Here is a 21,943-nt window from a genome sequence, read left to right on the forward strand (position 1 = left end):
TTACTTTGCATAGGGAGTAGTTGGAGGGGTTTACGTTTAGCGACACAAAACTACCTCAACATCAGCTACTCCCTACTTTTGTCCTGTACTTAGGAGTGTAAGAAGAAAGAGCAAGCCTTGCTCCGGCAGCGGAGTGACGGTTCTCAAGCACCACCTTCGGAATTCTGAGCGGGCCATTGCGGCTACTTTTTCGGGGAATGAGCCCTTCGGGGGTTAGGCGTCTCAGGCGGAGAACTCTGTTGATGGCTATTGACACAGGGTACCGGTTCTTGCCTGCCTATCCGTACAAAACGGCCCAATCCTAACACTTTCTGACTCCCGAAAATGACTCGTCAGCCGGCATTTTAGGGAAGAAGTTAAGGTCTGTCATAACATACATGTTGCTGTTTCAGAACCGCGAAGGAAGAAGCAGCAGATTGATCGGCTTAGCTATTATGGGGTTGAGGTGTGGACGAACAAGAGGTGATTTTCCTCAACGCAACGGAAATTCATTGTCAAGGCAGAAAACAAACTATTTAGTCAGCAGGTTTATAGAAATACATGTAGCTAATGGCATATGATAGTCGGGTGAGGTCTTCGTTTATAATTCCTTCTCTGAATCTCATCCGGGTAATGTTTTTACTGATTTACTGATGGATAGTGCACTACCTACTCAAATCAGTTCCTCTTGTCTGCAATCTTCGTTGTTGAACAAAACGTAAGATTATCTATACTAACTGGTTATCTCTAAAATATACGTTATGACAGAAGATGAAAATTGGCAACACACAGCCGGGGGAGATAGTTTAAGCGAGGACGAAGAAAGGATATTAGTGCAAATGGGCTTAACCGGAAGCAACAGGCGCTCATTTCTGAAACAGGTTTCTGCCGCCAGTCTAAGCATTTTGGCTTCCACTTATTTTACCGCCGAAGTAATGGCCGATTCTATTGATAACCTGCCCGAAAACCCGGCGGCATTGCTCAATGCGGTGAAGGTAAACCTGCGGGTGAATGACACGGTAAAACCATTAACACTCGATAGCCGCACTTCCCTGCTGGATGCCCTCCGGGAGCGATTGGGGCTCACCGGTTCCAAAAAAGGCTGCGATCATGGACAGTGTGGCGCCTGTACGGTCATGATTGACGGCAAAAGGCATCTGTCCTGCCTTACCCTGGCTGCCACCTGCGAAAATAAGGAGATCACCACCATTGAGGGGTTGGCCAAGAACGGCAAGATGCACCCCATGCAACGGGCTTTTTTGACCCACGACGGGTTTCAGTGCGGATACTGCACGCCGGGGCAAATCTGTTCGTCGGTAGCGTTGCTGGAAGAGGCAAAAAATGGAGAAGCGAGTTACGTGACGGAAGATTTAAGGGACATAAAAGCAAACTTAAAACTGTCTGAAGAAGAGATCCGGGAAAGAATGTCGGGAAACATTTGCCGGTGCGGTGCTTACAATAATATTGTTCAGGCATTTAAACAGGTTCATTCGGGCAACGATAAGATGCCCACCTGGGAATTTGCCACTGCTGAACAAATGCAAAAGGCGAAAAACGCCTGATTGTCCCCCTGGTTTTACAAACAGTCCCTGTTTTTTCGCAAACCAGGGTTTTAAAACGATACACTATGAGACCCTTCACCTACACCAGCGCTACGACCAAAGAACAGGCGTTGCAGGCATTTCATCCGAACGCACACTACCTGGGTGGGGGCACCAACCTCGTTGACCTGATGAAGGAAGACGTAGAGCGGCCCGACCAGTTGATTAATATCAATAACCTTAGCTACTCGAAAATTACGGCCGGGGCCAACGGCGGATTGACGCTCGGTGCTATGGCGCGCAACGCTGAAACGGCAAACCACCGTGACGTGCGAACCAACTATCCCCTGCTTTCGATGGCAATGCTGTCGGCCGCCACGGCGCAGATACGAAACATGGCGAGCAACGGCGGTAACCTGCTACAGCGTACCCGTTGTCCTTACTTTTTTGAAACCTCCATGCCCTGCAACAAACGGGAACCGGGTAGCGGTTGCGGGGCCAAAAATGGGATGAATGCCGTACACGCCATTTTTGGGTATAGTGATAAATGCGTGGCGGTGCATCCCTCCGATATGTGTGTGGCACTGGCGGCCATTGGCGCAACGGTAGAAGTACAGCAGCCCGGCGGCTCATCCCGCCTGATTGACTTCAACGATTTTCACCGCTTACCGGGAGACCAGCCCGAAAAAGACACCACGCTACAGCCGGGCGAATTGATTACGGCTATTCATCTGGCACCACCCTCGTTTGCCGACCATTACTATTACCTCAAAATCCGGGAACGTTCCAGCTATGCCTTTGCCCTGGTATCCGTTGCCGCCGGTTTGCAGATAAACAACGGTACCATCACCAAAGCCGGGCTGGCAATGGGGTGTGTAGCGCACAAACCCTGGAAGCTGATAAAAGCAGAAGCCTACCTGGCGGGTAAGCAACCAACTCAGGCCAATTTTGACGCGGCTGCCGACCTGGAGATGAACGATGCGAAGCCGCTTCAGGAAAACAAGTACAAGGTTGAAATGGGAAGAAATGCTATTGTTAGAGCACTTACACAGGCTTTTGACCGAAAAGCCTAAGCTAACCGCAAAAAAATATGCCGAATATAAAAAATAAAACTGGCGTCGGGCAGGCGATTGACCGGGTAGAAGGTCACCTGAAAGTGATGGGAATGGCTAAGTATTCTACCGAATTTCCGGTGAAAAATAAGGTGTATGGTCAGGGTATCAACAGCACGATAGCAAAAGGAGAAATTGTTTCGATAGATACGTCGGAAGCGGAAAAGCTACCGGGTGTTTTAAAGGTGATCACGTATAAAAATGCGGAGAAACTAAACACCTTCGATCAGGTTCCAACGGCCATTTCCACCACCACCATAGCGCCTGTTCTGCAAAGTAATAAAGTGCATTATTACGGTGAGTACATAGGGCTCGTGGTGGCCGAAACGTTTGAACAGGCACAACATGCCGCCCGACTGGTTAAGTTTGAATACCGGAAAGACCCCAATCCTGCCATTCACCTCGACAAACACGAGGGTAAGGCGTATAAACCGAAGGATATGGAGGATTATGTGCTTGGCAATCTGGAGGCAGGTCTTTCGGCCGCCGACGAAGTGGTAGATGTTACCTACACCACGCCCATCGAGCACCAGCATCCGATGGAATTGCACGCCATCATTGCCACCTGGGACAATGGCAAGGTGATGGCGTATGCCACCCAGCAAATGGTAAACGACGCTACCATCGCCATATCCGACACGTTCCAGATTCCAAAAAAGAATGTGAGAATTATATCGGCGTTTGTAGGCGGTGGCTTTGGCTCCAAACTAAATACCGAACGACATGTAATCATGGCGGTGATGGCGGCTAAAATGGTAGGTAAACCGGTGCAGGTTACCGTGACCCGGCACCAGATGTTTACCAACACCGGACTGCGGCAGTTTAACATTCAGAAAATGAAGGTAGGCGCCAAAAAAGATGGTACACTTACGGCCCTTGCCCACGAAACACTCTCTCATACGTCGCCCACGCAGGAGTTTCAGGAACCCTGTGGGCAGGTAACAAAAATGCTGTACAAGGTACCCAACAATCGGGTAACCTACCGATTGGTGCCGCTGAACATACAAACGCCTTTTGCCATGCGGGCACCTGGTGAAGCCACCGGAAGTTTCGCGCTGGAATCGGCAATGGATGAGATGGCATGGAAGCTTAAAATGGACCCGATCGACTTCCGCATTAAAAATGATACGCAGGTTGATTTGAGCGAAAAGAAACCTTTTTCTTCCCGGCTTCTGGTAGAATGCTTGCGTATAGGGGCCGAAAAGTTTGGCTGGAAAGAGCGCTCAATGGAGCCGCGCACCAAAAGAAACGGCAACTGGCTGATTGGCTACGGCGTTAGTGCGGCTTCACGGCAGGCGCCGTATCAAAAAACGAATGCCAAAGTGATTCTGGCCCTGGAGGGCAATAAAGTGAACGCTACCGTGCGGATGGATGGAACGGACATAGGCACGGGAAGTTATACCATTATCGCACAAACCGCTTCCGAATACCTCAAGATTCCGGTGGAGCAGGTAACCGTCGAGTTAGGCGACTCGGAATTTCCAGTAACACCCGGTTCCGGCGGTTCGTGGGGTGCGGCATCGTACTGTAATGCGGTCATGGCTGCCTGCGAAAATGCGGTCAAAACCCTCAGGGAAAACCGAAACATTAAAGAAGAAGAGGAGGTGCCCCTGGCTAAGTTGTTGAAGCGAAATCAACTGAAGCAATTTGAGGCAGATGGTAGCGCCGAACCTTCGAAAGAATTCAACGACCATTCTGTGTATTCTTTCGGGGCTAATTTTTCTGAAGTATGGGTGGATAAAGACACCGGGATGTACCGTATCAAACGAATGGTAAACGTAGGGGCTGCGGGTAAGATATTAAACCCCAAAACGGCTTACGGGCAGATCATCGGTGGCCTGACTATGGGAGCCGGCATGGTCATCGCTGAACAATCCAGGATAGAACCGAACTTCGGTAATTTTATCACCCGTTCCTTCGCGGATTACCATGTACCCGTAAACCTGGATATGGCCAATATTGAGGTGGTATTTCTACCGGAAGATGATAAAATTGCCAATAAAATGGGCGTAAAGGGAATCGGAGAACTGGGTATCACCAGCGTGGCAGCTTCCATTGCCAATGCCATCTTCAATGCCACCGGAAAGCGAATGAGGGAACTGCCCATCACCCCCGAAAAACTGATCAGTGCGGCCGTAGAACCGAACGTAGCGAGTTGATTTTGGATTAACGGTAGTTACCGGGTCGCTAACGGGGCAGGTGCCGCTTAAATTAACGTGAATACGGGATTGATTTTTGCCCCATACGGGCTATTTCTAATCCCGTATTCACGTTAATTTAAGCGGCACTTTTTGGTGGTAAACAGCCAACGGTTTTTGTCGATCCTGATACGGTTTCGGTGCCTGTACAAGCGGATATGAACCGTTCCCTGATAGGCTTTGAGCAGTCTGATTCAGACCCAGAAATGCGGGTAAAATCAATGAAACCATACCCACCTGACTGGCTGGTAGGGCGAATTAAAGTCGGCGTTTTCTGAGCGTAAATACCGGACTGATTGTTCGACGGAGGCAATGGCTCGTAGCAAAGCCTCTTTTCCGGAAGCCTGCAATCGAAAATAATTCGGCTTTTGTAGCAACCCTGTGGCCTTAATTTGTGTCTTTACGGTAGCCCCCGGCAACCGGGACCTGTTTGGCCTGTTGTTTGCTGCCGCACAAACCAATGCATTTCCGCTGAATTTACCCGATTTTATGACCCTTCGTTTACGCTTACTCGGTTCGTTACTCCTGGTTATTAGTTCCGTCCTCACTGCCCGTTCGCAATCCCTGACCGTAATGCCCACCGACTCCCTCGTGGTGGTGGATGGGGAACTGACCGAAGCCGTCTGGCAACGTGCTACTGTGGCCAGCGACTTTATCCAGAATTACCCGAACGACACGCTCCCGGCTTATAACCGTACCGATGTCCGGATGACCTACGACCATGGTAACCTGTACATTGCGGTTGTCTGTTTCGATAAGGACCGGGCCAAACCGTTCATTGCCTCCTCCCTGAAACGGGATTTCGAGTGGGACCAGAACGACAATTTTACGGTGTACCTGGACCCGTTCGGCGACCGGATTAACGGGTTTACGTTCAATATAACCCCACTCGGCGTAGAGCGCGAAGGGCAGATGTACAACGGCGAACGGGTGGCGTCGGAATGGGATAACAAATGGCGCTCGGCCGTGAAAGTGTACCGCGACCGCTGGCAGGCGGAGTTGATGATTCCCCTGAAAACCATCCGGTACCGGAAAGATACCCGGTATTTTCTGATGAATTTTGCCCGCCATGACCTGAAAAATAACCAGCGGACGGCCTGGCGACGGGTGCCGGTGGCCATGCGGATTTCGGCGATGGCCTTTGCCGATACGGTTCGTTTCAGTACGCCACTCCCCAATCCGGGCCCCAATATTTCACTGATTCCGTACGTTAGCGGTCGGTTCGTGGATGGTCGGAATGAGGGTGGTTCGAGTGCGTTTAAAGGCGGCATCGGGTTCGATGCTAAAATTGGCATTACCCCGTCCCTGAATCTGGATTTGACCGTAAATCCCGATTTCTCGCAGGTTGAAGCCGACCAGCAGGTAACGAACCTGAGCCGGTTTGAACTCTTTTATCCCGAACGGCGGCAGTTTTTTATCGAGAACCAGGACCTGTTTGCCAACTTCGGTTCTGACCGAACCCGCCCTTTCTTTAGTCGGCGCATCGGTATTGCCCGCGATACCAGCACCGGCGTTATCGTACAGAATCCGCTGCTCTATGGTGCGCGGCTCAGTGGGAAAGTGGGTCGGGACTGGCGCGTGGGGCTGCTTAATACCCAAACGGCAAGCCAGGTATCGGAGGGGATAAATAGCCAGAATTACACGGTGGCGGTGGTGCAGCGGCAGGTGTTTGGCCGCTCCAACATCGGGGCTATTCTGGTGAACCGGCAGCGCGTCGGTGGCCCGGCCGACAGTAGTCAGTTTACCCGCATCGGTGGCCTGGAATACAACCTCCAAACGGCCAATAACCGCTGGAGTGGCAAGGTGTTTTATCAGCAGGCCATCAAACCATACGCCTTGGCCGATGCCCGGTCGCACGGGGCCAACCTGTTGTATACCAGTCGGAATTTTTCCCTTGAGGGGGCGTACGAATACATTGGCAAAAACTACCTCATCAACGATGTCGGCTTTGTTCCCCGAACGGGCTACTGGCGGTATCGCGTCGAAAATAATACCACGTTCTACGTGAGTGGTGAGCGGTCGGTCGTGTCGCACGGGTCCTACTTTGGGGGGCTGCTCATTCGTAATATCGGTGGGCAGGTAACCGACCGTTCGGCCGACTATGGGTATGGGCTGACCTTTCGAAACACGGCGGAAGGCTACGCCGGTTACTCGACGGGTTATACGTACCTATTCTTTGCCTATGACCCCACTAACTCCGATGGATTGGCTTTGCCGCAGAATACCGCGTACCGAACGGGAGGGGCCTTCGCGCATTTTGCCACCGATAAACGTAAACGGCTGAATGGGCAGATTGATGGCTATTCGGGTGGTTATTTCAACGGTGAAAACACGAACCTGTCGGCTAAAGCGCAATACCGTTTCCAGCCCTACGGTACGTTTAGTATTGCGGCTGAGTATAATAATATCCGTTTGCCGGAACCCTATAAGTCGGCCGAATACCTGCTGCTTGGCCCCCGGGCCGACATAACCTTCTCGCGAAAAGTATTCCTGACAACGTTCATGCAGTTTAATAACCAGACGGACAATGTCAACCTGAATGCCCGGCTACAGTGGCGATACGCGCCCGTGTCGGATTTGTTCGTTGTGTATCAGGAAAATTACCTGCCCGGCTCGTTTGCCAGTAAAAACCGGGCGCTGGTGCTTAAACTATCGTACTGGCTAAACGTCTGAATCCCTATGCCCAATTCATCGCCTAAAAAGTCAGGCAGTTTAGTGAAAACCGTCCTGATTGGTCTGGCCATTATTTTCGGTATTGCGCTCTTACTGGGAACATTAACGGTCTTGTTTCCGTAGGCAGGAAAGAACACGGCCGGTTAGTTATTCATGCCGCCACCGCCACCACCTATGTCATCCGACTGGCGGTCGCTGTCCCGGCCTTTACTTTTCTGGCTACCCAGGCGGTAGGTGAAACCGATAAAGCCGATCCGGCTTTCGCGTTTGCCGATAGTATTGGCCACGAAGTTCGATCCGAAACTGTCGATCTGAAACCGCAGGGTATTGAAAATATCACTCATCCGGAAACTAAGCGTACCCTTCCCTTTCAGCACATCCTGTTTAACCCCCACGTTGACGTTGAAAAATTCCTGAATCGTGCCCTGCGCCACAATAAACGGCGACCGGTAGTTGACCGCTACCTGAATGGATGTACTGCGCAACGGACGGAAATTGGAGGTGATGCGGCTCGTCCAGCTTTTGTTGGTACGCGTCAGCAGGCCCGGTATGTCGGCACTGGCCTGAATGGTTCGCTGAAAAAATGTGGCTGTCCCGTTAATTTTCCACCAGCGTGTCAGTTCCTGCTCCAGCACCAGCTCCAGCCCGTAATTCTGCGACCGGTTCAGGTTCAGGTAGGTTTGCTCGGTAATACCGTCGTCGCGCAGGGTCCGGTAGCGGGTAATCTCATTATTCGTCTGCCGGTAAAAAAGGGAGGACGTCAGTGAGGTCGATTTGCCCGTCCAGAGGTGACTGAGTTCAAACGAATTGATCAGTTCCGGATTCAGGAATGGGTTACCGTAGCGTATATTCAGTGGGTCCTGTAGGTCGAAGAAGGGATTGAGCGACCGCACCGACGGGCGGTTGATTCGCCGGGTGTAGTTCACCTGCATCTTCTGGGCCTGGCTCAGGTTGTAGTTGAAGAACGCGCTGGGAAAGAGGTAGATGTACTGCTGGTTGTTCTGCTGACCGGTTGTTCGCTGGTCTGTGCTGATGGTTGTATACTCCGTTCGCAACCCCACCTGATAGCTGAACTTTTTGAGTTCGTTGCCATAGTTGGCGTAGGCAGCACTGGTGCGCTCATTGTAAATGAAATTGTTGCTGATGGCCGTATTGAGTATCCATTCGTCATCCTGACGGTTTTCGAAAACATAATTGGCTCCTAACCGGCGATAGGTGTATTTGAGGCCTGCCTCCAGCTTTTGTTTTTCTTTCAACGGTTCCACATAATCGGTCTGGAGCACCGCCACCCGGTTATTCTGGTCGTTGGTTGCCCGCTGGTCACCAATCAGAAAACTGGAGGCCAGCAGGTTCGGGGGCAACGTGGTGGTGTTCGTGAAATTCTGGTATTCGGTACCTTTGTTGGTCGACAGGGTAGCATCGGCTGTTAGTTCGCGCCCTTCTTTGTCGAACGTACGCCGATAGCCAAATTTGTAATCCAGTCCCCGCTGAGGCTCCCGTTCTTCATTGGTACGAAACGTTTTTCCGAGGGATATACGGTTGGCATCCAGCGTATTGAAGGTTTCGGCTTCTGAGTCGTAGCTGTAGCCGGGTCGGTAGAGGGCCGATGCGGTGATGTTGTCGTGGTCGGTCAGGGCGTAATCGAATCCCAGACGCAGGTTATTATTGACCCTGCGCCGAATGGCGTCGTTGCGCTGGGCGAGGTAGCTAACGGAATCGGTAAACAGATTCTGCCGCTCCGAAACCCGGTACTGGAACCGGTGATCTTCGCGGAAATTGTAACTGCCAAACAGGTTCAGTTTTTTGAACCGGGCATTCGCATTGATTGACCCATTGTATTTGTCGCGGGTACCTACGTTGAGCTGTACACTACCGTTGAAACCGTTGGCCTGTTCTTTCTTCAGCACGATATTGATGATACCCGCCCCCCCGTCGGCATCGAATTTGGAGGAGGGGTTCGTGATTACTTCAATCCGCTCGATGTTGCTGGCGGGAATCTGGTCCAGTACCGCCTGGCGGTCAAGCCCCGTAAGGCCCGACGGTTTGCCATCGACCAGCACGATTACGTTGCTGCTGCCGCGCAGACTGAGTGCCCCATCCACATCGACCGTCACGGAAGGTACGTTTTGCAGAATGTCGATAGCCGAACCGCCCTGCGCAATGGGTAGTTGATCGACGTTCACTATTTTGCGGTCGAGGGTGTATTCGTAGGCGGGCTTTTCGCCCTGTACGACTACTTCGGCTAGCTGGCGGGTGGCCTGTTTGAGCGTAATTGTACCCAGGTCGATGGTGGGTTTGCTTTGGGTAATAACGATACGGGGCAGGGTTTTCTGTTCGAAACCGATGCTTTGCACCAGCGCGTAGTACCGGCCGGGTGCCAGATTGGGAATAGAAAATAAACCCTTCTCATCCGTCAGGCCACCGCCTGCCGAGCTGGAATCCTTGGCCATAAACAGCCCGATACTGGCAAAGGGAACGGCTTTCGTCTTCCCTTCCTGAACGGCCATCAGCCGACCGCTCAGCTTACCGGTCTTCGGCGCATTTGCATCGTCGGTTTCGGCAGAATAATACGTTTCAGGGACAAAATCTTCGTCGGGTTGTCGGGCATTCAGTACGTTGTCGGCTGCCGGGGCATTCGTTGCGGGAACGGCCAGCCCCGGAGAGCCGGACTGCGCCCGGTTCAACCGCATCGAGTCAGGCCTCGACAGGGGAGCCACCGTGTCCGGTTTCATACCGATTGCCTGGAGCAACCCATTCGATTGGGTAGCCGGCTGCTGAGCGGCAACGGTGCAAATAGGTAGAAGGGAGACGGGTAAGGCATAAAGGAAGGAAGAAAAGGTCATTAGTAAACGGTTGAGTTAGAAATACTTATATAGTACCAACTAATCATTTTACGGTGCTGTTCCCTTTTGCTCCTTAGAATTTCATTAGAATTTAATTTCAGATGTTTATAGATAGATTGTACAAACCGGTTTTCGTTGTTGCCGGATAGGGCGGAAATAAGAGTACGTTTTGGAATTTTAAACCATTAGACAGCTACGACCATACTGGCGTCAATCGCTTCCAGAATTACCGCGCAGGCTTCCCGAATCTGGGCCTCGGTAATGATGAGCGGGGGCGCAATCCGCATGGAATTATCGCAGAATAAGAACCAGTCGGTGATGATTCCCTTTAGGATGGCCCGGTCGATAATGGGTTTCAGCACGGCGAAGGAGTCGAACTCTACGGCCAGCATGAGCCCTTTTCCCCGTATAGCCTTGATAGCCGGATGCACCAGTAATTGCCGGAACAACTGCCCTTTGGCTTCGGCCTGCTCGTACAATTTCCCCGTGTCGACGGACCGCGCACCGGCGGACTGTCCCTGAATTACCTGCAGCGTAGCCAGCGAAGCCGCGCACGAAACCGGGTGCCCGCCAAAGGTGGTGATGTGGCCCAGAATAGGATTATTCCGGAATACCTGCATGATGTCAGCCGAACTGATAAACGCCCCAATGGGCATACCGCCCCCCATACCTTTGGCGCACAGGAGGATATCCGGCACCGCGCCGAACCCCTCAAACGCCCAGAACGTACCTGTCCGGCCGAAGCCCGTCTGAATCTCGTCGAAAATCAACAGCGCACCCACGTCCGTACAGCGTTGGCGCACGGCCTGCAGGTAGGCCGCGTCCGGCACCCGAACGCCCGCTTCGGCGGCAATGACTTCCATCACGACGGCGGCCGTTTGGTGGGTAATCTGCTCAATGTGGGTCGGGTTGCCGTGTTGAATGTGCCGGATGCCGGGTAGGAGGGGGCGGTAGTTACGCTTAAAATTCTCGTCGCCCGACAGCGACAGGGCACCCTGACTGGAGCCGTGATAGGCTTTGAAACAACTGATAATCTCCAGTCGACCGGTGTAGCGTTTGGCCAGTTTCATGGCACCCTCCACGGCTTCGGTGCCGGAGTTGGTGAAGTACACCGTGTTCAGCGTATCGGGCAGGGTTTGGGTCAGGGCGTGGGCCAGCTGGGTCTGGGGCGTCTGGACATATTCGCCGTACACCATCAGGTGCAGGTACTTGTCCAGCTGGTTCTGAATGGCTCTGAGTACGTGCGGATGTCGGTGCCCGACATTGCTCACGCCGATGCCCGAAATCAGGTCCATGTAGGATTTACCGTCCTGTCCAAAAATAAATACGCCTTCGGCCCGCTCGATTTCCAACCCTAACGGGAAATCGGAGGTCTGTGCTATATGCTGTAGGAATAACTGCCGGTCTGTCACCGTATAGAGGATAAACTTGTCAATACTGCTTTACTAAACGTCAACATAGCCAACCATGAAAACAGTTCTACTTTTCCTGTTACTCAGCCCCGGTATGCTGCTGGCCCAGATGATCAGGATCTCTCCTTCCGACGTACAGCGACGCCATTCTTACCTGATCATGCGCGATGGTTCGGTGGTAAAGGGCCAGGTCATTCGGCAGGATAGCACCATCATTACGATTAAACGGCGGGATGGCGACCTGTCCTTCGTGGAGGCCGACCAGGTGTTGCGGATTCTGCCCAATCGCCCTACGGAGACGGAAAGACAGCAAGCCTCCGGGGCACTGACCGACCAGCAGACCGTATTTGTTTTCAAAGACGGCACCCGGATAGGAGGGACGTTTGTCTGGCGGGACAGTACGATGATGACCGTTCGGAAGCGGAACGGGCAACTGACCTATTTTGAGCCGGAACTACTGTTGCGGGTCGATACAGTTCGGGCTGGCCTTGAAACGGGTGATGCGGAAGACGGTAGCGAACGCGTGTTCACGAATCGGTTTCCGATCTGGCTGTTGACCGGGCAAACGGCCTTCAACGCCGAAAAGGGCCGGTTTTATTACCGGAACACCCTGGCAGTGCTGAATGAATTCGATTATGGGATAACCCGAAACTGGAGTATCGGGGCCAGCTTTATCACGCCCGTCACGTATCTGGCACTCGTTAATTTTTACGCCCTGAATGGGTTCCTGCCGAACAACTCCCGCCTGTTTACGAAAGTCAGCGTACCCCTCGGTGACGGCTTCCGGCTGGGGATTAATGTAGATTATCAGGACCGGCCCTACAGTAGTATTAATCGGGGTACGCTCACGTATCAGGTACTGGCTACCATCGGCAGCAGCCAGCGAAACGTTACGGTAGGGGCCGGGTTGATTGACCGGGGTAACCGACGCTATTACGTAGCCCAGCCACCTTACTCCTCAACGTTGCCCGCGTATGTAGATGAGCACATCCCCAATCAACTGTTTCTGACCCTGGGCATCATGCAGAAAGTAGGACCGGGCCTGACACTCATCAGCGATAACCGAATCAATCCGGGACCTTATAATTCCTTTTATTATGATAATAGCGAACGGGTTTCTTTATCGTTTGCTTTCCGGATTGATCGTCGTCGTCATGCGTTCGATCTGGGTTTGTATAGTCTGGTGTACCGCAACGACGCATCGTTGTATAACGCTCAGGTACGTTTTCTGCCGTATCTCGGCTACAACCTGCTTATAGGTCGTGACTGAGGGGGGATACCCACAACTCGCAAAGCAACAACGTTTTCAGTGTGGGCTGTGCCCCGGCAGACCGAAAATGAAAACAGCCAACGGGCTAAGCTTTTCTAAATGGCAGGAAGCCAAGAGTATATTGTCAATTTACTTATGAACTTGTTAACATTTACACAATCTTAATACCTATACTTTTACGTACTTTTACACGAATTCTAACAAACTCATTTCTTATGAATCAACAGCTACGTGCAGTGAGCCGATTATGGCTCTTATTTGCTGCTTTTCTCTTCGCACAGGGTACCTGGGCGCAGGTATCCCTTACCACAATAAATTCACCCTATACGCAGGATTTTAACACCTTATCAAACACCGCTGGTAGTACAACCAACACTACCTTGCCGACTGGTTTTTTTCTTACTGAAACCGGTGGAGGTGCCAGAGATAATGAGCAGTATGCCGTTGATACGGGTAGTAGTACAACAGGGGATACCTATAGTTATGGAGCTGCAGCCGCAACAGACCGGGCATTTGGAGGTCTACGTAGTGGAACACTTATCCCAGTTATTGGTGCTGCCTTTACCAATAATACGGGGACCACGATTACTTCATTGAGCATTACATACACGGGCGAAGAATGGCGGTTGGGAACGGCCAGTCGGTCTGACCGATTAGATTTTCAGTACAGCACGAATGCTACGGATTTGACAACGGGTACTTATGTAGATGTTGATGAACTTGATTTTAGTACGCCAAACCAAACGACTACGGGAGCAAAAGATGGTAATGCTGCTTCTAACCGTACGGTTATTACGAATACGATAACTAGCCTTTCTATTGCACCAGGTGCCACGTTCTGGATTCGCTTTAATGATCTTGATGCAACGGGTGCTGATGATGGACTGGCCATCGACGATTTTTCGATAACACCCATATCCGCCACACCCGTTGCCACCTTTACGGCCAGCCCAACTGCCTTAACGGGTTTCGTCGCTACGCAGGGTGCTGTTTCGCCCGCGCAGACATACACCATAACGGGAAGTAATCTGGATGGCAATCCCGTTTCGGTATCAGCGACAGCTAATATTGAACTGAGCACTACGATGGGTGGTACGTATACGCCTACCCTATCTATTCCGGCTACGACCAGTGCCATTTCGCAGGAAATATTTGCGCGCTTAACGGCTACTGCTCCAGTAGGGCCATTGAGCGGTACGATCACGAACACGGCGAATACGACCCTGACGGCGGCCGTTACGGTGAGCGGTCAGGTCAATGATCCGGCCGCGCCAGCCTTATCGGCATCACCTACAACACTTTCGGGCTTTTCAACGCCACAGGGTACCCCTTCGGCTGAACAAAGCTATACATTGACGGCGGCTAATCTGACGGCCGCTATTTCGGTATCGGCCCCGGCTGGTGTGGAGGTTAGTTCAACGACGGGTAGTGGCTTCGGGCCAACATTCACGTTGCCCGCTTCAACAACGTCGGCTGTTGTCTATGTGCGACTTAATAGTGCTGCTGCAACGACGATAAATGGTATCATCACCAATGTATCGGGTAGCCAGACCGCCAATGTAGCGGTGAGCGGTACGGTTAGTTCTACGGCTCCGGTCAGCTACACACTCATCAGCCAGATTCAGGGTAGTGGTTCTACAGCCGCGCTGACGGGTACACAAACTATTGAAGCAATCGTTACCCGCACGTTTCTTGGAGCCACCCAGTTGAACGGTTTTTATGTACAGGAAGAAGATACGGACTCGGATGGTAACCCACTAACGTCTGAAGGTATCTATGTCTATGACCCTTCCGGCGCATTTGCCGGTAATCCCGGGGATAAGGTCCGTATTACGGGAGCGGTAACAGAATTTACTACTACGGTTACTGGATTTCCCACCAGCAGCCTGACGGAAATCACACTGACAGGCGCGGCTAATCTGACCACCGTTTCTACGGGGAACCCCCTGCCAGCCATCGTAAATGTTCAGTTACCCGTTGCGAACGTATCGGATCTGGAACGGTATGAAGGGATGCTGATCAACGTGAGTGCTGCCAGTGGTAACCTCGCCGTTACGGAATATTTCCAGTTAGGTCGTTATGGTCAGGTCGTGCTTTCGGCTACGGGTGCCACCGATCAACCCGGCACAGATGCCCGTCTGGACCAGTACACGCAGTTCTTTGCGCCCAGCGTAAGTGGTTATGCAACTTACCTGGCGGAGGTGGCCAAACGCCGGATCTACCTCGACGATGGCCGGTCGTCGCAGAATCCTGACCCCATCATCTTTGGCCGGGGTGGTCAGCCACTTAGTGCCTCGAACACCCTGCGCGGAGGTGACCAACTTACCAGTATTACCGCCATCCTGGATGAGCGGTCTGAAGGGTACCGGCTACAAACGGCCAACGGAACTGACGCCAATTTTATCCCTTCGAATCCCCGTCCAGCTACCCCACCGGTAGTAGGTGGCTCGCTCAAAGCGGGTAGCTTCAACGTGCTGAACTACTTCAACACGTTTGGCACGACCAGCTTTAGCACTTGTTCTGGTAACTCCATTGCGGGACGCGGAGCCGACAACCAGACGGAATTTACCCGTCAGCGCGACAAAATCATTGGCGCCATCATTAACTCCGGGGTCGATGTGATGGGGCTGAACGAGATGCAGAATAATGGTTTTGGTACTAGCAGTGCCATCCAGGATCTGGTCAACGGATTGAACGCCGTTGCTGGGGCAAATTCCTATACCTACGTCAATTCGGGTTGTATCTCAACGGATGCCATTACGGTGGCCATGATTTATAAACCCGCCAAAGTAACGCCCGTCGGTTCATCAACGGCCATTCCGTTCAGTTACGGAACGGGGTCGTTTACGGATGTTGGTCGGCGGGCACTGGCCCAGACGTTCCAGGATAACACCACCAACGGCGTATTTACGTTAGTGGCCAACCACTGGAAGTCTAAAGGGTCAAGCGCGGGCGGAGCTGGCGATACCGACATTAATGATGGGCAATCCGCTTCTAACGGAACCCGTACGCGGCAGGCTCAGGATCTGGTTTCCTGGTTAGCCACCAACCCAACGGGAACCACTGATCCTGATTACCTGATTGTTGGTGACCTCAACGCCTACGCCAAGGAAGATCCACTGACAGCGCTGGAATCAGGCGGCTATACGAACCTGGTTCCTAACACGACGTACTCCTACGTATTTGACGGCTTTGTTGGCGCACTCGACCATGCCCTGCGTTCGTCCAGCTTACAGAGTCAGATTGCCGGTGCCGACAAATGGCACATCAATTCAGACGAACCCAGTGTGCTGGATTATAACACGAATTTCAAAACGGCGGGTCAGATTGCCAGTCTCTACAGTGCTGAACCATACCGTGCCTCCGATCACGATCCGGTCATTGTTGGCCTTAATCTGACGCCACCGACTGGTCCATTGGCCCTGACGTTCACCGCCAGTCCGACAATGCTGACCACTTCGGGTACGACCACCCTGTCGGCAACAGTTTCGGGTGGTACTTCTCCGTACAGCTACACCTTCACCGGACCGGGCACCATCACCCCTTCGGGTAACACCGCGTCGGTGTCGGGCATACCAGCCGGGGTGCAGACCTTCACGGTCGTAGCCAGCGATGCCACCGCCCCCACCAGCCAGACCATCAGCGGCACGGTGAGCGTGACGGTGACCCAGGCCAACACGGCACCCGTCGCAACGGCCAACGCCAACCAGACGGCCACCGTGGGCGTAGCCTTTAGTTATACGGTCAACGCCTTCACCGATGCCGAGACGCCCAACAGCCTGACCTACACCGCCAGTATCAACCCTGCCAACGGGCTGAGCTTCGATGCCAACAGCCGGGTTATTTCGGGTACGCCTTCGATGTCGGGCGTGAGTAGTGTGACCGTCACGGCCACCGATCCGGGTAGCCTCTCCGCCAGCACTAGCTTCACCATCACGGTCAGTCCGGCCGGTACTCCGCCCCCAACGGCGACCTTCAGCATTACGGGCGTGACGACGGTCAGCTGTGAGACCATTTCGGCCGGTCAGCGCCGGGTCACCTTCACCCCCCGGTACGCCGGGCTGAACGGCAGTCCGGTGAGTTTCTCGGTGGTCAATGAGCTGCTGCCGACGACCAATCCGGGTCCCTACACGCTGAACCTGTACACCGATAATTCGGTCATTACGCTTCAGGCGGTGCAGAGTGGAGCTTCCAGTAGCTTTGCCTACAACTGGCTGGCGGCCTGTAGTTCCTCAACGGCCAACACCCCGCCAACGGTGGCTAATCCGGTCTCGCCCCAGTCGGCCACGGTAGGTATTGCCTACACCCTCTCGCTGGCCAATGTGTTCACCGATGCCGAGACGCCTAACGCCCTGGTGTTGTCGGTAACGGGGCTGCCCGCGGGGCTGAACTTCGTGGCTCCCTCGACTATCTCTGGTACGCCGTCGATGTCGGGCGTAAGCACGGTGACCGTCACGGCGACCGATCCGGGTTCACTCTCCGCCAGCACCAGCTTCACCATTACGGTGAGTCCGGCAGCGGGTACGCCCCCCCCACCAACGGGTGCCTTCAGCATCACCAGCGTTCAAACCATCAGCTGCGAGGTGCTCTCAGCGGGTCAGCGCAGACTGACCTTCAATCCCCGGTACGCGGGCCTAAACGGCAGTCCGGTGAGTTTCTCGGTGGTCAATGAGCTGCTGCCGACGACCAATCCGGGTCCTTACACCCTGGACCTGTACACTGATAATTCGGTCATTACGCTTCAGGCGGTGCAGAGTGGCATCAGCAGCAGCTTTGCCTACAACTGGCTGGCGGTTTGCAGCAGCACGACGGCCAACACTGCTCCTACGGTGGCCAATCCGGTGAGTCCGCAGTCGGCTACGGTGGGCGTGGCTTACACGCTCTCGCTGGCCAATGTGTTTACCGATGCCGAGACGCCCAACCAGTTGACGCTGGCGGTGAGTGGTCTGCCCGCGGGTCTGAGTTTCACGGCCCCTTCAACCATCTCGGGTACGCCTTCGATGAGTGGTGTCACGAGTGTGCTGGTGACGGCTACCGATCCGGGCAGCATGAGTGCCAGCACCAGCTTCAGCATCACGGTGAATCCGGCGGGTGGTACTCCTCCTCCGCCCACGGGCACGTTCAGCATCACGGGCGTGACGACGGTAAGTTGTGAGGTGCTTTCAGCCGGTCAGCGTCGGGTAAGTTTCACACCCCGTTACGCGGGTGTAGACGGCAGTCCGGTGAGTTTCTCGGTGGTCAATGAGCTGCTGCCGACGACCAATCCGGGTCCTTACACGCTCCAATTGTACACCGATAACCCAACGATCACCCTAAGTGCGGTACAGAGCGGAGTGAGCAGCAGTTTTGCTTACAACTGGCTGGCGGCCTGCACACCTGCTGCCCCGGGTGCGCGGGTGAGCGGGGAGCCGGTTTCGGGCTTGCAGCTTCAGGTGCTAGGCAACCCGGTACGTCAAGTGCTGGAAGTAGCCGTCACGGGAGCGACCGGTAGTTCGCTGAATCTGACGCTGACTGACGGTCAGGGCCGGGTTGTCGGTCAGCAGGCTGTAGAAAAGGCTACTGCTTCGGAGCGGGTACGCTTTGACGTGAATCAGCTACCAGCGGGTGTGCTGATTCTACGGGCCAATACCTCAACACAGTCGCAAACCGTCAAGGTCATTAAAGCGGAATAAGCCTTCCTGTTACCTTTAAAACCAGAAACGACCTGCTTGTTGAAGCAGGTCGTTTCTGGTTTTAAAGGTAATGGATCTATTTCCCCGCCATCAGTACCTGCTGCATCTGCTCGGCTACAAACTGGTTGCCTGTATCGTTCAGGTGAACCCGGTCGGTGGTTAGAGTACCCCGATCCTTGTTGTCCGTATTATGTTGAAGATCGTACGCCTGAAACGCTTTACGCAGGTCGACCAGGGGGAGGTTTTGCCGTTTGGCAATATCCCGGATAAACTGGCTATACTGGTTCAGGTCACCATCCTGCTGATTAGTCATATCTGTTTTTTCGCCAATGGCCGCGGGCGTGCAAAGCACCACGCGGATGTTAGCCGCCTGTAGTTTTTTCACAACGGCTTCGTAAAACTTTACGAACTTATCGGGGTCTGTACCCGTGCCCGATGTGGCTTTGTGCCACACATCATTCACTCCTACCCAGATAACCACTACATCGGGCTGTTTGGCCAGCACGTCATCGTCCATTCGCAGGAATAAATCGTAGATTTTGTTACCGCCGATACCGGCACCAATCAGTTCGTACTGATCGGAAGGCATCATTTTTTTCAGGCGGTCGATGTAGCCACCAGGATTCACACCCGCCTGGGTAATGGAGTCACCAAAGAAGATGACACGGGTTGGTTTTGCCGCGCTCATGGCAAGCAAACCGGCTGTTAACAGCACAAGGAGAAAACGAGAAATTTGAGTCATATCGCTAAAAGCAGTCAGAGGGTGGTGGTTACTGAGTAAAAGGTTACTTTTACCATTAGGATAACAGCGTGCTGATATTACTCTTATTCTGCCAAACAGCATGAACGAAATTCATAACACGTACGGGATCTACCAGGGTAAGACGGTTATCCTCAACTCACGCATAACCTGCCCCCGTTGTGGCTATCAGCAAGATGACCTCATGCCGATAGATGCCTGCGTTTATTTTTACGAGTGCCACCAGTGTCAGGCAATCCTAAAACCATTGCCCGGTCATTGCTGCGTGTATTGCAGTTACGGCACGGTAGCCTGTCCACCTATACAGGCCGGAACGAGCTGCTGTTCGTAAAACCAGCGTAGCCTGTTCAAACTTTTACCCGTCCTTTTTGTACTACTTTAACCATCCTGCTCAAAAATGGGCCGACACAATTAACCATGAACATTTCGAACAATAAAATGCTGATAACCGGGGGGGCATCCGGTATTGGCCTGGGCCTGACAGAACGCTTTCTACAGGAAAACAACACGGTGCTGGTTTGTGGCCGACGCGAATCGGTACTACAGGACCTGACCGACAGGTACCCATCGGTGATTACGCGTGTTTGTGATTTGGCGGAAGCGTCTGAGCGCGAAGCGTTGTTTAATTGGATCGTAGAAGAACATCCCGACCTCAATGTGCTGGTTAACAATGCCGGGATTCAGCAGTGGATGACCGTGACGGACACTGATTTTTTTGACCGGGCACAAACCGAACTGGCCGTTAATGTACAGGCTCCGCTTCACCTGACGGCCCTGTTCACCCAGTTACCGTCGCTAACGACCATTCTTAACGTAACGTCCGGCCTATCCTTCGTTCCCCTCACTAAAGTGCCCGTTTACTCAGCTACCAAAGCGTTTTTCCACTCCTTTACGCTATCATTGCGGCAATTGCTGGAGCCCAGAAACATTGAGGTTATCGAACTGATTCCACCCGCCCTGAACACGGATCTGGGTGGCAAGGGGTTACACGACGCGGCTCCCCCCGTGGCCGATTTTATTGCCACCGTATTTGAGCAGTTGAAAGCCGGCAAAACTGAAATAACCTTTGGATTTAGCGAAGCGATGGCAAAAGCCGGAGCGGAGGATTTAAAAAACGCCTTCGCCCGAATGAACGGAGCATCCTGATAAGAAAGGGAGTTACCGGCTACACGACCATATTCAGCAGTAGCACACCAATCAGTCCGACAACGGATACGATGGTTTCCATTACGGACCAGGTTCGAATGGTTTGCCCGATGGTCAGGTTAAAGTACTCTTTGAACAGCCAGAACCCCCCGTCGTTGATGTGGGAGAACATAAGGCTACCGGAGCCAATAGCCAGCACCATCAGTTCGGGTTTAATCGCCTGCGACTGAATCAGGGGCAAAATGATGCCCACCGTTGTCAGACCCGCTACCGTTGCCGACCCCACGCAAACCCGGATGAAGGCGGCAATACCCCAGGCCAGCAGCAGGGGGGGTATGGCAGCATCGGCGAGTAGACTACCGATATATGTGCTGGTGCCACTGTCGCTGAATACCTGCTTCAGCGCACCGGCACCGGCAATGACCAGCAAAATCGGGGCGATGGCTTTAACGGCTTCTTCCAGGTCTTTCGTGATCGCTTTCAGGTTTTGCCCCTGCCGGATGCCCAACGCATAAATAGCGATCAGCACCGACAGGAGCATGCCGATATATGGCTCGGCCAGCAGGGTAACGACCGTTTTGAGGAAAGACTCGTCGGGCATAACACTTTTCAGTGGGCCGAATGTTGTTAGCAGCAGCACGGGCAGTAAGGCGACGAAGAAACTGATACCCGCACCCGGCAAATCATGATCGGGGACTTCGCGAATGTTAAACAACTCCTTGTTGGGTGTAGCCTTTACCTTCGTGAGCGTTCGGCCAAACAGCGGCCCGGCAATAACGATAGCCGGAATAGCCACAATGATACCATAAATCAGCGTTTGGCCGATGTTGGCGTTGAGCTGACCAGCCACGGCTGATGGCGACGGATGCGGAGGCAGGTAGCCGTGCGCTACGGACAGGGATGCCAGCATCGGCACGGCTACCGACATTAAGGGAAGTCCGGACGAGGCCGCAATGGTGAAAATCAGCGGGACAACGATGATGAATCCTGCATTATAGAACAAAGGAATACCGATTACGAAGCCCGCTACGGCCAGCCCCCAGCGTATATTCTTGATACCAAACCAGCCAATTAGTACATTGGTAATGCGTCGGGCAGCTCCGCTTTCGGCCACTAACCGACCCAGCATGGCACCAAAGCCAATAATCAGTACTAACTCACCGAGGGTGCCACCAATTCCAATCTGGATTGATTTACCAACATCCACTACGTTCATGCCTGCTGCCAGACCAATGCCAAGGGCAACGATCACAAATGAGATAAAGGTATCGAGATGGACAAAAGCAACCAGGACAACAAGGACCAGAATACCGATTAAGGTTAGAATAAGGGGCATG

12 protein-coding genes are annotated in these 21,943 nt (G+C 53.1%); 8 read left to right on the forward strand and 4 right to left on the reverse strand.

Features of this window, described 5'->3' with window-relative positions; genetic code table 11:
* Positions 1-818 precede the first annotated feature (818 nt).
* The 4 genes from B157_RS0109360 (at position 819) to B157_RS0109375 (ending at position 7,503) form a co-directional block, all read left to right on the forward strand.
* Complete coding sequence (locus B157_RS0109360; protein WP_020603081.1) at positions 819-1,541, forward strand: 2Fe-2S iron-sulfur cluster-binding protein; 723 nt, start codon at positions 819-821, stop codon at positions 1,539-1,541.
* Positions 1,542-1,606: 65 nt separating this feature from the next.
* Positions 1,607-2,593, forward strand: coding sequence for an FAD binding domain-containing protein (locus B157_RS0109365; RefSeq protein WP_020603082.1), 987 nt, complete (start codon positions 1,607-1,609; stop codon positions 2,591-2,593).
* 17 nt (positions 2,594-2,610) lie between these two features.
* Positions 2,611-4,791, forward strand: coding sequence for a xanthine dehydrogenase family protein molybdopterin-binding subunit (locus B157_RS0109370; RefSeq protein WP_020603083.1), 2,181 nt, complete (start codon positions 2,611-2,613; stop codon positions 4,789-4,791).
* Positions 4,792-5,211: 420 nt separating this feature from the next.
* A complete protein-coding gene (locus tag B157_RS0109375; RefSeq protein ID WP_020603084.1) occupies positions 5,212-7,503 on the forward strand; it encodes a DUF5916 domain-containing protein in 2,292 nt (763 codons plus the stop codon).
* Positions 7,504-7,646: 143 nt separating this feature from the next.
* On the opposite strand, the gene B157_RS0109385 is transcribed toward B157_RS0109375, so the two are convergent.
* Positions 7,647-10,346: a TonB-dependent receptor gene (locus tag B157_RS0109385; protein ID WP_026308606.1), complete on the reverse strand. Its 2,700-nt coding sequence runs from the start codon at positions 10,344-10,346 to the stop codon at positions 7,647-7,649.
* 185 nt (positions 10,347-10,531) lie between these two features.
* Positions 10,532-11,758: an aspartate aminotransferase family protein gene (locus B157_RS0109390; protein ID WP_020603086.1), complete on the reverse strand. Its 1,227-nt coding sequence runs from the start codon at positions 11,756-11,758 to the stop codon at positions 10,532-10,534.
* Between the two features lie 55 nt (positions 11,759-11,813).
* Here B157_RS0109390 and B157_RS0109395 point away from each other — a divergent pair, with 55 nt between their 5' ends.
* Together B157_RS0109395 and B157_RS0109400 are read left to right on the forward strand one after the other, a co-directional pair.
* Complete coding sequence (locus B157_RS0109395) at positions 11,814-13,028, forward strand: hypothetical protein (protein WP_020603087.1); 1,215 nt, start codon at positions 11,814-11,816, stop codon at positions 13,026-13,028.
* A gap of 215 nt (positions 13,029-13,243) precedes the next feature.
* A complete protein-coding gene (locus tag B157_RS0109400) occupies positions 13,244-18,700 on the forward strand; it encodes an ExeM/NucH family extracellular endonuclease (protein ID WP_020603088.1) in 5,457 nt (1,818 codons plus the stop codon).
* Positions 18,701-18,776: 76 nt separating this feature from the next.
* Here the strand turns inward: B157_RS0109400 and B157_RS0109405 are convergent, their stop codons facing one another.
* Positions 18,777-19,442, reverse strand: coding sequence for an SGNH/GDSL hydrolase family protein (locus tag B157_RS0109405; protein ID WP_020603089.1), 666 nt, complete (start codon positions 19,440-19,442; stop codon positions 18,777-18,779).
* Positions 19,443-19,542: 100 nt separating this feature from the next.
* Here B157_RS0109405 and B157_RS37370 point away from each other — a divergent pair, with 100 nt between their 5' ends.
* A complete protein-coding gene (locus B157_RS37370) occupies positions 19,543-19,791 on the forward strand; it encodes a GDCCVxC domain-containing (seleno)protein (protein WP_084761787.1) in 249 nt (82 codons plus the stop codon).
* Positions 19,792-19,877: 86 nt separating this feature from the next.
* Positions 19,878-20,606: an SDR family oxidoreductase gene (locus tag B157_RS0109410; protein ID WP_020603090.1), complete on the forward strand. Its 729-nt coding sequence runs from the start codon at positions 19,878-19,880 to the stop codon at positions 20,604-20,606.
* A gap of 19 nt (positions 20,607-20,625) precedes the next feature.
* Here the strand turns inward: B157_RS0109410 and B157_RS0109415 are convergent, their stop codons facing one another.
* Positions 20,626-21,942: a gluconate:H+ symporter gene (locus tag B157_RS0109415; protein WP_020603091.1), complete on the reverse strand. Its 1,317-nt coding sequence runs from the start codon at positions 21,940-21,942 to the stop codon at positions 20,626-20,628.
* Position 21,943: the final 1 nt, after the last annotated feature.

Source organism: Spirosoma spitsbergense DSM 19989, from assembly GCF_000374085.1.
Lineage (GTDB): Bacteria > Bacteroidota > Bacteroidia > Cytophagales > Spirosomataceae > Spirosoma > Spirosoma spitsbergense.

Bases quoted from the DNA above. Each gene is read 5' to 3' on its own strand.
- B157_RS0109395 (WP_020603087.1), top strand. From the start codon at position 11,814: ATGAAAACAGTTCTACTTTTCCTGTTACTCAGCCCCGGTATGCTGCTG.
- B157_RS0109370 (WP_020603083.1), top strand. From the start codon at position 2,611: ATGCCGAATATAAAAAATAAAACTGGCGTCGGGCAGGCGATTGACCGG.
- B157_RS0109415 (WP_020603091.1), bottom strand. From the start codon at position 21,942: ATGCCCCTTATTCTAACCTTAATCGGTATTCTGGTCCTTGTTGTCCTG.
- B157_RS0109410 (WP_020603090.1), top strand. From the start codon at position 19,878: ATGAACATTTCGAACAATAAAATGCTGATAACCGGGGGGGCATCCGGT.
- B157_RS0109360 (WP_020603081.1), top strand. From the start codon at position 819: ATGGGCTTAACCGGAAGCAACAGGCGCTCATTTCTGAAACAGGTTTCT.
- B157_RS37370 (WP_084761787.1), top strand. From the start codon at position 19,543: ATGAACGAAATTCATAACACGTACGGGATCTACCAGGGTAAGACGGTT.
- B157_RS0109365 (WP_020603082.1), top strand. From the start codon at position 1,607: ATGAGACCCTTCACCTACACCAGCGCTACGACCAAAGAACAGGCGTTG.
- B157_RS0109405 (WP_020603089.1), bottom strand. From the start codon at position 19,442: ATGACTCAAATTTCTCGTTTTCTCCTTGTGCTGTTAACAGCCGGTTTG.
- B157_RS0109400 (WP_020603088.1), top strand. From the start codon at position 13,244: ATGAATCAACAGCTACGTGCAGTGAGCCGATTATGGCTCTTATTTGCT.
- B157_RS0109385 (WP_026308606.1), bottom strand. From the start codon at position 10,346: ATGACCTTTTCTTCCTTCCTTTATGCCTTACCCGTCTCCCTTCTACCT.